Annotated in this window: 13 protein-coding genes; all 13 read left to right on the forward strand. The window is 43.5% G+C overall.

Annotated features, from left to right (window positions below; translation table 11 throughout):
• The first annotated feature begins 10 nt into the window (after positions 1-10).
• The 13 genes from hisZ (at position 11) to KNL20_RS07155 (ending at position 13537) form a co-directional block, all read left to right on the forward strand.
• A complete protein-coding gene (hisZ, locus tag KNL20_RS07095) occupies positions 11-1267 on the forward strand; it encodes an ATP phosphoribosyltransferase regulatory subunit (protein WP_230399896.1) in 1257 nt (418 codons plus the stop codon).
• A 20-nt stretch (positions 1268-1287) separates the two neighbouring features.
• Positions 1288-1935, forward strand: coding sequence for an ATP phosphoribosyltransferase (gene hisG, locus KNL20_RS07100; RefSeq protein ID WP_230399897.1), 648 nt, complete (start codon positions 1288-1290; stop codon positions 1933-1935).
• 48 nt (positions 1936-1983) lie between these two features.
• Positions 1984-3279, forward strand: a complete 1296-nt coding sequence (hisD, locus tag KNL20_RS07105) for a histidinol dehydrogenase (protein ID WP_230399898.1) — start codon at positions 1984-1986, stop codon at positions 3277-3279.
• 8 nt (positions 3280-3287) lie between these two features.
• Complete coding sequence (gene hisB, locus KNL20_RS07110) at positions 3288-3878, forward strand: imidazoleglycerol-phosphate dehydratase HisB (RefSeq protein ID WP_230399899.1); 591 nt, start codon at positions 3288-3290, stop codon at positions 3876-3878.
• A 17-nt stretch (positions 3879-3895) separates the two neighbouring features.
• Entirely contained in the window at positions 3896-5164 is a 1269-nt protein-coding gene (hisIE, locus tag KNL20_RS07115) for a bifunctional phosphoribosyl-AMP cyclohydrolase/phosphoribosyl-ATP diphosphatase HisIE (RefSeq protein WP_230400063.1), read from the forward strand.
• 31 nt (positions 5165-5195) lie between these two features.
• Positions 5196-6794 (forward strand): spermidine synthase, encoded by a 1599-nt coding sequence (locus tag KNL20_RS07120; RefSeq protein ID WP_230399900.1) that lies wholly within the window; start codon positions 5196-5198, stop codon positions 6792-6794.
• Between the two features lie 16 nt (positions 6795-6810).
• On the forward strand, positions 6811-7962 hold the full coding sequence (locus KNL20_RS07125) for an ATP-binding protein (protein WP_230399901.1): 1152 nt from the start codon (positions 6811-6813) through the stop codon (positions 7960-7962).
• Positions 7963-8137: 175 nt separating this feature from the next.
• Positions 8138-8818, forward strand: a complete 681-nt coding sequence (locus KNL20_RS07130; RefSeq protein WP_230399902.1) for an amino acid ABC transporter permease — start codon at positions 8138-8140, stop codon at positions 8816-8818.
• Positions 8778-9455: an amino acid ABC transporter permease gene (locus KNL20_RS07135; protein WP_230399903.1), complete on the forward strand. Its 678-nt coding sequence runs from the start codon at positions 8778-8780 to the stop codon at positions 9453-9455. The genes KNL20_RS07130 and KNL20_RS07135 overlap by 41 nt, the downstream gene beginning before the upstream one ends.
• Before the next feature lie 5 nt (positions 9456-9460).
• Positions 9461-10228, forward strand: coding sequence for an amino acid ABC transporter ATP-binding protein (locus KNL20_RS07140; protein WP_329957511.1), 768 nt, complete (start codon positions 9461-9463; stop codon positions 10226-10228).
• Positions 10229-10254: 26 nt separating this feature from the next.
• Complete coding sequence (locus tag KNL20_RS07145) at positions 10255-11157, forward strand: cysteine ABC transporter substrate-binding protein (RefSeq protein WP_230399904.1); 903 nt, start codon at positions 10255-10257, stop codon at positions 11155-11157.
• A gap of 27 nt (positions 11158-11184) precedes the next feature.
• Positions 11185-12339: a trans-sulfuration enzyme family protein gene (locus KNL20_RS07150; RefSeq protein ID WP_230399905.1), complete on the forward strand. Its 1155-nt coding sequence runs from the start codon at positions 11185-11187 to the stop codon at positions 12337-12339.
• Between the two features lie 25 nt (positions 12340-12364).
• On the forward strand, positions 12365-13537 hold the full coding sequence (locus KNL20_RS07155) for a MalY/PatB family protein (RefSeq protein ID WP_331468351.1): 1173 nt from the start codon (positions 12365-12367) through the stop codon (positions 13535-13537).
• Positions 13538-13590 lie beyond the last annotated feature (53 nt).

Here is a 13590-nt window from a genome sequence, read left to right on the forward strand (position 1 = left end):
GAGTAAGCAGATGGAACGTTTGATACATACACCGGAAGGTGTCCGCGACATATATGATTCTGAATGCGAAAAGAAGAAGTATCTGCAGCAGCAGGTGTACACTGTATTCCAGTCCTTTGGCTATCAAAGTATTGAAACTCCTTCTTTTGAGTACTTTGATGTATTCAGCAGGGAAGTCGGGACAACGCCCTCAAAAGATTTGTATAAGTTTTTTGACAGGGATGGAAACACGCTGGTATTGAGACCGGATTTTACCCCTTCCATTGCCAGAGCGGTTTCCATGTATTATATGCAGGAAGAGATGCCAATCCGTCTTTGCTATCAGGGAAGTGTATTTGTAAACAGCAGCAGCTACAGGGGACATATGAACGAGGCCACGCAGATGGGTGTGGAATTGTTAAATGATGACAGTGCCGCTGCCGATGCGGAATTAATCGCGATGATTGTACAGGTCATGCAGAAATCAGGTCTGAAGGAGTTTCAGATCAGTATCGGACAGGTGGATTACTTTAATTCTCTGGTTGAAGAAGCCGGTCTTGAGGAAGAGGCGGCAGCAAAGCTTGGGGAGATGATTTCCATCAGGAATCAGTTCGGAGCGCTTGAATTCCTGGAAAAGCTGCAGCTTAAAGAAGAGCTTCGGACAGCTCTGGGGGCGCTTTCGCAGATGCTTGGCACAACAGAGGTTCTGGGCAGAGCCAGGGCAGTAACAAAGAACAAAAAAGCAATCAAGGCTGTACAGCATCTGGAGGATATCTATCATATTCTTAAGAGCTATGGACTGGAACAGTATGTGACATTCGATTTTGGAATGTTGAGTAAATTTAAGTATTATACAGGAATTATTTTTCAGGCATATACCTATCAGACAGGCGAAGCTGTAGTGACCGGCGGACGCTATAACGATCTTTTGGAGCATTTTGGAAAGAGGGCATCGGCAGTTGGATTTACGATCCTTATGGATCAGCTGCAATCTGCATTGGAACGTCAGGGAATCCGAATCCCCGTCCGCAATTGCAGAACGATGATTTTATATGCTGATTTTCTGGAGAACATGGCGGTCCGGATCGCATCGGATCATCGCTTGCGGGGTATGGAAGTGGCCTGCGTGAGGTTTGAACACGGACGTGTATTGGAAGATTATAAGGCATACGGACGGAGGGCGCATTTTGGGGGAATTGTGTATCTTCAATCCGAACAGGAAGCATTTGCAATCAACCTCTGGGAAGAGGATGTCCACAGTATTGATGTTGCAAAATACCTGTTATAGAACGAAGTACGGAGGAGAATATGAGATATCTGACAATCGCACTGGGAAAAGGGAGATTAGCCTGGCAGACCATGCAGCTATTTGAAAAAATAGGAATTACCTGTGAAGAAATGAAGGATAAAAGTTCCAGAAAACTGATTTTTGTAAATGAAGAACAGAAACTTCGATTCTTTCTGGCAAAAGGACCTGACGTACCTACCTATGTGGAATATGGAGCAGCAGACATTGGAATTGTGGGCAGAGATACCATACTGGAGGAGAATCGAAAACTTTTTGAGGTACTGGATTTGGGTTATGGCCGCTGCAACATGTGCGTATGCGGCCCTGAGTCCGCAAAAGAATATCTGCAGCATGCGCAGTTAATCAGGGTTGCCACCAAATATCCCAATATAGCGAAGGATTATTTTTATAATAAAAAGCATCAGACAGTTGAAATTATCAAATTGAACGGTTCCATAGAACTTGCTCCCATTGTGGGTCTTTCGGAAGTAATCGTGGATATCGTTGAGACCGGAAGCACGTTACGGGAAAATGGGCTGCAGGTGCTTGAAGAGGTGTGTTCCTTATCGGCCCGTATGGTGGTGAATCCAGTCAGCATGAAGATGGAGAATCCAAGAATTTCCAGCCTGGTTATGCAGCTAAAGGCAGCGATTTCGGAGCGGGTCTAAAGCAGGCAGAGGGTGATTTGATACAAGAGACGTCAGAGAGGATGAGAGATGAGAATTGTAAAATTGACAAAAGAATCAGCAGATCACATTCTGGAGAATATGTTAAAAAGAAGCCCGACACAGTACGTCCGGCAGGAAGAGGCTGTCGCCGGTATTATTGCCGAGGTTCGGAAGGATGGAGACGCGGCTCTGTTTCGTTTCACCAGAAGGTTTGATGGAGCAGCTATAGATGCAGGCAGCATTCAGGTTACGGAGAAAGAAATCAGGGAAGCATATGAGCAAGTGGATCCTTCTTTACTGGAGGTGATACAAAAAGCCCTTGTAAATATCAGAGATTACCATGAAAAACAAAAGCAGAACAGCTGGTTTGACAGCACGCCCAAAGGAACGATACTGGGTCAGAAGGTTACCCCGATGGCAAGGGTAGGTGTCTACGTTCCAGGAGGAAAGGCGGTGTATCCGTCCTCTGTTCTGATGAATATCGTTCCGGCGAAAGTTGCAGGTGTGGAAGAGATTATTATGACCACCCCCTGTAATCCGGAAGGGAAAGTAAACCCGGCAGTTCTGGCTGCCGCCAGTGAAGCCGGTGTTGATAAGATATTTAAAGCCGGAGGTGCACAGGCCGTAGCCGCGCTGGCATACGGAACAGAAAGCATTCCTAAGGTTGATAAAATCGTGGGGCCGGGCAACATCTATGTGGCCCTGGCTAAAAAAGCAGTTTATGGGAATGTGAGTATTGATTCCATAGCGGGTCCGAGTGAGATACTGGTACTTGCCGATGAAAGCGCCAATCCCCGGTATGTGGCGGCAGATCTGTTATCACAGGCTGAGCATGACGAGCTGGCCTCCGCCATATTGATTACTACCAGTCAGAGACTGGCAGAGGAAGTTTCCAGCGAAGTGGAGGGCTTTCTGAAGGTATTGTCCAGAAAAGAAATCATAAAAAAGTCATTAGAGAACTTTGGATATATTCTGGTTGCCGAAACGCAGGACGAGGCCATTGAAACAGCGAATGCCATCGCCTCCGAGCATCTGGAAATCGTGATGCGAAATCCATTTGAAGTAATGACAAAGATTAAGAATGCGGGTGCAATTTTTCTGGGAGAATATAGTTGTGAACCGCTGGGTGATTATTTTGCAGGGCCGAATCATATTCTGCCTACCAACGGAACCAGTAAATTCTTTTCTCCACTTTCTGTGGATGATTTTGTTAAGAAATCCAGCATTATTTATTATTCGCGGGATGCACTTCAAGACATCCATGAGGAAATCGAACAGTTTGCAGTATCGGAACAATTGACAGCTCATGCAAATTCCATTGCTGTAAGGTTTGAAGAGGAGTAGGGGGGCTTATGGCAGACAGAATTGCAATAGAAGAAAGAAATACGAAAGAAACACAGATTAAGGTGAAATTAAATCTGGATGGCAGCGGAAAGGCAGATATTGATACCGGAATCGGATTCTTTGACCACATGCTGGATGGTTTTGCCCGGCATGGTTTTTTCGACCTGTATGTAAAGGTTCTGGGAGATTTGCAGGTGGATGGACATCATACGGTAGAAGATACCGGAATTGTACTGGGAACGGTTATTTCCAGAGCCCTTGGAGATAAAAGAGGGATCAGACGCTACGGCAGCATGATTTTGCCTATGGATGAGACTTTGATTCTCTGTGCAGTAGATTTAAGCGGAAGATCTTATCTTTCCTTCGATGGTGCCTTTACACAGGAGATGCTGGGAAATATGGAAACGGAGATGATTCGGGAATTTTTCTATGCTGTATCCTGCAATGCAGGCATGAACCTGCATCTTAAGATTCTGGATGGATACAATAATCATCATAAGGCAGAAGGGATGTTTAAAGCATTTGCGAAAGCCCTTGATGAAGCAACGGGATTTGATCCGAGAATCAGGGATGTGTTGTCCACAAAAGGAAGCCTGTAGGATACAGAATGGAGGATATTATGGATAAATTGATTATTCCCTGTATTTACCTGAAAGAGGGGAAGGCAAAGACAGGATTTGAAGCATCCGATGATTTCGAATTGTCAGATCCCGTTTCGTTGGCCAGACGCTATGGGAATGAAGGAGCCGATGCAGTTCTCGTCTTTGACTTTTCCAAAGGAGATGCAGCACATGAAGAAGCAATTGGTACAATCCGGGAGATTTGTGCTGCGGCAGAGACACCTGTAATCGCTGCAGGAAATATCCGGCGGATGGAGGATGTGAAGAAGCTGATTTATGCCGGATGCCGGAAAACAGTTTTAAATTTTGAAAAAGAATCCAATCGGGAACTTCTGGAAGAGGTATCTAAAAAATTCGGGAAAGAGAAGATGGTGATTTATCTTCCTTCAGCGGATTATTATAACAGATACAAGGAGAGAGTTGAATCCTATGCCGGGAGATTGCTGTGTGCTCCGGAAGTCCAGGAGCAGCTTGTGAATAAAACAAAGCTTCCCTTTCTGGTGCTGGAGGACGGAGCCGATGCATTTGCCGCACTATCGAAGGATGGGGTTTTTGCAGTGACAGGCCTGTCTCTGTGCAGGGAGAATTTTATGGATCTTAAAGCAAGATGTATAAAAGCAGGGATACCCGTAAACACCTTTCAAAGCAAGATTGCATGGGCAGAGTTTCAATTGAATTCCGACGGCCTGATTCCGGTAGTGGTGCAGGATTATCAGACCGATGAAGTACTGATGCTGGCCTATATGAACGAAGAAGCCTTCAACACTACATTGACCACAGGTAAGATGACTTACTGGAGCCGGAGCAGACAAGAACTGTGGACAAAGGGTCTGACCTCAGGTCATCTGCAATATGTAAAAACTCTGGCCCTGGATTGTGACAAGGATACAATACTCGCAAAGGTTTCCCAAATCGGAGCCGCCTGCCACACCGGAAACCGATCCTGCTTTTTTCAGGAGCTGATTCGAAAAGAATATGATGATACGAATCCTTTACGTGTATTTCAGCGGGTTTATGATATAATAAGCGACAGAAAGCTGCATCCGAAGGATGGATCTTATACCAATTACCTTTTTGATAAGGGAATCGATAAGATTTTGAAGAAAGTGGGAGAAGAGAGTACCGAAATCGTGATTGCAGCCAAAAATCCTGATAAAGAGGAAATCAAGTACGAGATTTCTGATTTTCTCTATCATGTGATGGTACTGATGGTTGAAAAGGGAGTGACCTGGGAAGAAATCACAAGAGAACTGGCACATAGGTAAAAAAATCCGTTACAAGGAGAATAGTAAAAGTATGGAGACACGGAACATCCTTAAGAATAAATATTATCTGTATATGACGGAGTTTTTTGCAGGTATGTCTGTCATGGCAGTGGAATTGGGAGCCAGCCGCCTTCTGGCTCCTTACTTCAGTTCATCCCAGATTGTATGGACGATTATCATTGGAACTATCATGATTGCCATGGCCTTAGGTAATATTTGGGGAGGCAGAAGCGCGGATAAGAATCCGAATCCGGATAAACTTTATATGCGGATTATTGTGGCAGCAATATGGATTGCGGCTATTCCCTTGGTGGGGCGTTATATTATTCTGGGAATTTCTGCACTTCTGATTCTGGTTGTCAACAATAATTTCCTGATTTTGGCTGCCTTTATCGCATGTATGGTTATCTTTGTCTTTCCTTTATTTCTTCTGGGAACTGTTACCCCCTCTTTGGCCAGATACACGGTGAAGAGTTTGGATGACAGTGGAAAGACGGTCGGAACATTAGGCGCATTTAATACCATAGGAAGTATTATCGGTACATTTGTTCCCACTTTTGTTACGATACCGGCAGTGGGGACATCGATCACTTTTTTGATATTTGCAGGAATTCTGCTGGCTTTGGGACTTCTTTACTTTTTCAGTAAAAAGACGAAAAAAGCCGCCGGCATAACCGCCATTGTGCTTTTCCTGATTTGCTGTATATTTGGCTATTCTGACAGCTTTGCTTTCTGGGAAAAAAATCTTCTGGCGGAGGAAGAGTCCGTTTATAACTATCTTCAGGTAAAGGACATGGATGACCGTGTGATACTTTCCACGAACGTACTCTTCGGAGTACAGTCGGTTATGATGAAGCAGAATACCCTGACCGGCATGTATTATGACTATGCGTTGGCTGCACCTGTGATGGCGGGGGCAAAAGAGAAGGGGTCTTCAGATCTTCTGATACTTGGTATGGGCACCGGAACCTACGCAAGACAATGTCTTAAGTACTTTGATGGAATAAATGTCGAGGGTGTAGAAATTGATGAGAAGATCACGAACCTGGCTCATAAGTATTTTGAATTGCCAAAGTCCGTTTCTGTCACCACCTATGACGGACGTGCCTATCTGCAGGCTGTGGACAAAAAGTATGATGTGATTATGGTGGATGCCTATCAGGATATCACAATACCATTCCAGATGTCATCCGTGGAATTCTTTACGATGGTGAAGGAACATCTGAAGGATAATGGTGTAATGGTAGTTAATATGAATATGCATTCGGAAGAAAAAGGAAATATCAATGCGTATCTGTCTGATACAATTGCCGAGGTGTTTCCTGAATCTTATACAGTAGATGTAGCCGGATCCACCAACAGGGTACTTTTTGCCGGCAGCGGGAATGTAAAAAACGCTTTCAATCAGCATATAAACGAGCTTGAAGCCGGAGATTTAAAAGACCTGATGCAGGAGATATCCGCTTCCATGGAATTGTATGATAAGGGAAACTATCTATTGACAGATGATAAAGCGCCCGTAGAATTATTGGGTATGAAGGTCATAGATGAATTGATACAAAATGAAATAGGTTATTATAAGCAATTATTCAGAGATGAAGGAATCAAAGGTCTGCTTGGCCAGCTTTGATTCCGGGGAGAAGTAAATGGATGAAAAGTATGTAATTACGGTCGATGAGATGGACCGGTTAAAAAAAGAAGAATACCTTCTGATAGATATCAGGGATGATAAGACCTATCTGTACGGGGCCATCCCGGAAGCCATGAACATACCGAGGGAAAGTCTGGAAGAAAACATCACAGATTTGCCCCGGAATAAAAAGATAGTCTTGTATTGTACAAGAGGAATCTATAGTAAAGAAGCCGCTTTAGAGCTTAGAAATGCAGGATTTGACGGCTACAGTCTTTCCGGTGGATATGGAGAATGGCTGCGCAGGGATATTACCCGGACAGGCACCGCCTTGAAACCGAAAAAAGATTGTGAAGAGATAGAAAAGAGTATAAGAAAGAAGTTTCATAAGACTTTATTCAGCAGATTTGCAAAAGCAATCAACACGTATGATTTAATTCAGGAGGGAGATAAGATTGCCGTCTGTATCTCAGGTGGAAAGGACTCCATGTTAATGGCAAAACTGTTTCAGGAATTAAAGCGTCACAATAAATTTCCTTTTGAATTGGCTTTTCTTGTGATGGATCCGGGATATAATGAAACGAACCGTATTGTAATTGAAGAAAATGCAAAAAAGCTGAATATCCCGATAACAATCTTTGAATCGAATATTTTTGATTCGGTTTATCATGTTGAGAAATCACCCTGTTATCTTTGCGCAAGAATGAGGCGCGGCTATTTATACAATAAGGCAAGGGAAATGGGCTGCAATAAAATCGCACTCGGACATCACTTCGACGATGTAATCGAGACGATTCTGATGGGAATGCTCTATGGTGCCCAGGTACAGACCATGATGCCCAAGCTTCACAGCACAAATTTTGAGGGGATGGAGCTGATTCGTCCGATGTATCTGATCCGGGAAGAGGATATTAAGCATTGGAGGGATTATAACGAGCTTTACTTTATCCAGTGTGCCTGCCGTTTTACAGATACCTGCAGTACCTGCAATGCGGACGGAAGTACCGGTTCAAAAAGAATGGAGATTAAAAATCTGATCCGGCAGCTAAAGGAAAGCAATCCCAGTATTGAAAGCAATATCTTTAAAAGTGTGGAGAATGTAAATCTCAATACGGTGATTGGATTTAAAAAGGATGGAATCAGACATTATTTTCTTGAGGACTATTAATCTGCCCGGATAAAGAGATTATAAAAAAGATCGGATAGCTTATGTCTGATCTTTTTTATCTTAGAGAAAAAAGGTATTGACAAAGTTCCAATTCATGCATATACTATTCCTATAAAACAGATAGGGATTATAGGGAACGTGATATCCCAAGTTTTTGCTTAGAAGGAGACAAAACATGGATTTTGAATTTATTCGCAGCTATTATCCCATGTATGTGGAAGCTGCAAAGATGACATTAGGCATATCCTTTATCGGGATTGTGTTATCGATTGTCATTGGGCTTATCTGCAGTATAATTAAAATAATGGAAATTCCCGTACTGAAATCAATTGTGAATCTCTATATTGAGCTTTCCAGAAATACACCGCTTCTGATACAACTCTTTTTTCTCTATTTTGGATTGCCGAAACTTGGAATTGTGCTGAGTTCACAGGCCTGTGCAATCGTGGGACTTGCGTTTTTGGGAGGAAGTTATATGGCAGAAGCCTTCCGTACCGGAATTGACAACGTCGATGTCATTCAAACAGAATCCGGACTCAGCCTTGGGCTAACCAAAGGGCAGGTATTCCTACATATCATACTGCCCCAGGCGATTGCCACTTCGGTTCCGGTATTATGTGCAAATATCATTTTTCTGATTAAGGAGACCTCCGTATTCAGTGCTGTGGCGTTGGCAGATCTGATGTTTGTGGCAAAGGATCTGATCGGAATCTACTATAAGACGGATGAGGCACTTTTTATGCTGGTAATATCATATCTGGTCATATTGCTGCCGATTTCATTGATCTGTACATGGATAGAAAGGAGGGTTCGCTATGCAGGATTCGGGAATACAAGTACTGTTTCAGGGAACTAACTTCTTAAGGCTGCTGGGAGGATTATGGGTATCGCTTAAAATTGCGGTCCTATCCATGGGATTGTCCATGGTGCTTGGAATCCTTATGGGTATGATCATGACCAGTACAAATAAAATCATTCGCTTTATATGTCGTATATATTTGGAAACCGTACGAATCATGCCACAGCTTGTACTGCTGTTTCTGGTCTATTTCGGATCGGCAAAGCATCTGGGTCTGAACCTTTCCGGTAATATGGCAGCCGTTATTGTATTTACCTTCTGGGGAACGGCTGAGATGGGAGATCTTGTGCGCAGCGCACTGATATCCATTCCGGTGCATCAGTACGAAAGTGGATTTGCTCTGGGAATGACAAAAATACAGGTGTACCTGACAATCATCATTCCCCAGACCGTACGCCGCCTGATTCCTTCTTTAATCAATCTGCTGACAAGGATGATAAAGACAACATCACTGGTGGTTCTGATTGGCGTCGTAGAGGTGGTAAAGACAGGAAAACAGATTATAGATGCTTCCAGATATACGAATCCAAAGGCGGCGCTATGGGTTTATGGTACCATTTTTATCTTATATTTCCTGATTTGTTATCCGTTTTCCCGGGTTTCAGCTATCTTAGAGAAAAGGTTAAAGGATTGAAAAATATGAAAAAAGAAGAACAGATATTAAAGGTTGAGAATTTAGTAAAATCCTATGAGAATGGACAGCCGGTTCTGAACAATCTTTCATTTTCCCTGAATAAAGGGGAAGTGGTGGTGATTGTAGGGCCATCGGGATGTGGGAAAAGTACATTCTTAAGATGCCTCAATATGCTGGAACCCATCGATTCAGGGAGGATTTTGTTTAAAAATCAGATTATCAGCAGAGATGGGAAAAATGCGGCAAAAATCAGGCAAAAAATAGGTATGGTGTTCCAAAGCTATGAGCTGTTCCCACATAAGACCATTATGGGAAACCTCCTGCTTGCTCCGACGAAGGTGCAAAAGAGAGACAAAGGGGAAGCCTCCCGGGAAGCATTGAAGCTGTTGGAGCGTGTAGGACTTCTTGAGAAGAAAGATGCATATCCGAGACAGCTGTCCGGCGGACAGAAACAAAGGGTAGCGATTGTAAGAGCATTGCTGATGAATCCGGAGATACTTCTTCTGGATGAGATTACCGCCGCTTTGGACCCGGAGATGGTGCGGGAGGTTCTTCAGGTTGTACTGGAACTGGCCAAAGAGGGTATGACAATGGTCATCGTTACACACGAGATGGAATTTGCGAAAGCGGTGGCAGACAGAGTATTATTTCTGGATCATGGAGAAGTGATAGAAGAAAATCATCCGGCAGAATTTTTTAATAATCCCAAAACCAAACGTACAAGGCAGTTCCTCAACACGTTTCATTACGATACGGTTGAGCAAGATATATAAAACAAATAATTCAGGAGGATATTATTATGAAGAAATCAATTTTAGGAGGCTTATTGTCATTTACACTTATTGCAGGACTTTTTACAGGCTGCGGAAGCAGTGCGGGGAAGGATACATCTACCTCCGGGAGCACTGCACAGGAGAGTACGGCAGCCGGTGCTTCGGCAAAGGCACGTACTTTAGATGAGATAAAAAAGGACGGTACTATAAAAATCGGAGTATTCAGCGATAAAAACCCATTTGGGTATGTGGATGCCGATGGAGAAATTCAGGGTTATGATGTATATTTCGCAAAGCGTATCGCAAAGGACTTACTTGGAAGCGAGGATAAAGTAGAGTTTGTATATCTGGATGCTGCAAGCCGTGTAGAATACCTGAAATCCGCCAAGGTTGATATCACGATGGCTAATTTCACGGTAACAGATGAGAGAAAAGAGCAGGTAGATTTCGCGCTTCCTTATATGAAGGTTGCTTTAGGTGTTGTATCACCGGAAGATACGTTGATTACCGATGTAAAACAGCTGGAAGGTAAGAATCTGATTGTAGTGAAGGGAACTACAGCCGAGACCTACTTTTCTGAAAATTATCCGGAAATTAATCTTATCAAGTTCGATGAATATCAGGAAGCTTACGATGCGCTCCTGGATGGCAGAGGAGATGCTTTTTCAACAGATAATACAGAGGTCCTTGCCTGGGCACTGCAGAATAAGGGATTCAAGGTAGGTATAGAATCTATCGGCAATATTGATACAATTGCAGCAGCAGTTCAAAAAGGAAATACAGAATTACTTAACTGGCTGAACGATGAGATTAAATCGCTCGCAGATGAGCAGTTTTTCCATAAAGATTTTGAAGAAACCTTAAAACCGGTATATGGTGACAGCATCGATCCGGAAAGTCTTGTTGTAGAAGGCGGAGTTGTAAAATAATAAATTTACAGTGAGGTATAAAGGCGGATGGAATACAATTTTTTGACAAAATGTGTGCATGGAAGCGGAAGGGAAGGTTCCTGTGACGAATCGGGTGCAGTCAGTTTTCCAATTTATCAGTCTGCAACCTATGCGCACAGAGGATTAGGTAAGAGTACCGGATATGATTACAGCAGACTGCAGAATCCAACCCGAGAACAGCTTGAAAAAGTAGTCGCTTGTTTGGAGCATGGGGTTGATGCGCTGGCATTTTCCAGTGGTATGGCGGCAATTGCTACGCTGATGGAGCTCTTTCGGCCGGGGGATCATATCATTGCTGAAAATGACCTGTATGGCGGAAGTATCCGGCTGTTTGATCATGTCAGCAGCAAGAACGGAATCCGCTTTGGCCGTACGGATCTTTCGTCCGCTTCGGTAGAAGCACTGATTACCCCCGATACCAGAGCAATCTTCATCGAAACACCGACGAATCCGATGATGCATGTGATAGACATCGAAAAGACAGCTGAAATTGCCCATAAACATAATCTGCTGCTTATCGTTGATAATACGTTCCTGTCTCCATGTTTTCAGAATCCGCTGCTCTTGGGTGCGGATATCGTGGTGCATAGCGGCACAAAATATCTGGGTGGGCATAATGATACACTGGCAGGTTTTCTTGTCACTGCATCGGAAGACGTTGCCGAAAAACTGAGGTTTCTGATTAAGACAAATGGCACAGGTCTGGCACCTTTTGACTGCTGGCTTATTTTAAGAGGTATAAAGACACTTTCTCTTCGGATGGAAAAAGCACAGGAGAATGCATGCGCCATCGTGAACTGGTTACAGAAAGAAAAGAAAATCTGTAAGGTATATTATCCGGGGCTTCCGGAAAATCCCGGATACGAGATATGTAAAAAACAGGCCAGTGGCTTTGGGTGCATGGTCACATTCGAGGTTGAGTCACAGGAACTGGCAGCCCATATTCTGGATAATCTGAAGTTGATACAGTTTGCAGAAAGCCTTGGCGGAGTGGAGTCATTAATTACCTATCCGATTACGCAGACGCATGCAGATGTACCAAGGGGGATGCTTACAGCCAATGGAATCACGGACAAAATCTTAAGATTATCCGTGGGAATCGAGGATGTCCGGGATTTAATTGCTGATCTGGATCAGGTATTTGCTTCATATCCCGGATGATTACAATGAAATAAGAGGAATACGTATGAACTTTGATGGAATAATAGACAGAAAAAATACCAATTGCCTAAAATATGATTTTGCATTGCAGCGAAAAAAACCAGAAGGCCTGCTCTCTTTCTGGATTGCTGATATGGATTTTCAGACGGCTCCGGAAATCGTGGAGACCATTCAAAAGCGTACCGCTCATGGGATCTTTGGTTACAGCGAGGCTAAGGATAGTTACTTTGATGCCCTGAAAGGCTGGATGGCAGACAGGCATGGATGGGAGATTGAAAGAAAATGGCTGGTAAAAACACCCGGTGTGGTTTTTGCACTGGCTATGGCTGTTCAGGCATATACCAATGCGGGAGACGGCGTTATCATACAACAACCGGTTTATTACCCGTTTCAGGAAGTCATCGCGGATAATAACCGGAAGGTAATTGATAATACACTTATTCAGGATGAATCCGGAAGATATCATATGAATCTGGATGAGTTTGAACGGCAAATCATTGAGAATAAGGTCAAATTATTCCTGCTTTGCAGTCCTCATAATCCTGTAGGCCGGGTCTGGACAAAAGAGGAACTGGAGCGATTGGGAAATATCTGCACACACCATGATGTAATCATTGTCAGTGATGAGATTCACGCAGATTTTGTTTTTTCAGGAAGACATCAGGTTTTTGCAAATATAAGCGAAGAACTTAAAATGCGCACCATCACCTGTACATCACCCAGCAAAACCTTTAATCTGGCCGGCCTGCAGGTTTCCAACATACTGATTCCCAACCCGGACTTAAGAAAAAAATTCAAAGCGAGGATAGCGGCCTCCGGATATAGCCAGTTAAATCTTCTGGGCCTTGTGGCCTGCGAAGCTGCATACCGGGATGGAATGGAATGGTATCAGGAGTTGATGGAATATCTGAAAGGAAATCTGGAATATATACAGGCCTACCTCGAAGAACATCTGCCCCGGATCCATATGACCCCGCCGGAAGGCACTTATCTTGTATGGCTTGACTTTAAGGATCTGAAGCTGACGGAAGAAGAACTGGAGCATCTGATAGTTCAAAAAGCCGGTCTTTGGCTGGACAGCGGTGCCATGTTTGGAAAAACAGGAGAGGGATTTGAACGGATCAATGCCGCCTGCCCCAGAAGCATATTGGAAAAAGCATTGAAACAATTAGAATCTGCGGTGAATTCGCTGGAATAAAGTTCTTGACTTAGCCTGTATCTTAAGTTTAAAGTATTAATAGAACGATTTTC

Source organism: Novisyntrophococcus fermenticellae (genome assembly GCF_018866245.1).
GTDB lineage: Bacteria > Bacillota > Clostridia > Lachnospirales > Lachnospiraceae > Novisyntrophococcus > Novisyntrophococcus fermenticellae.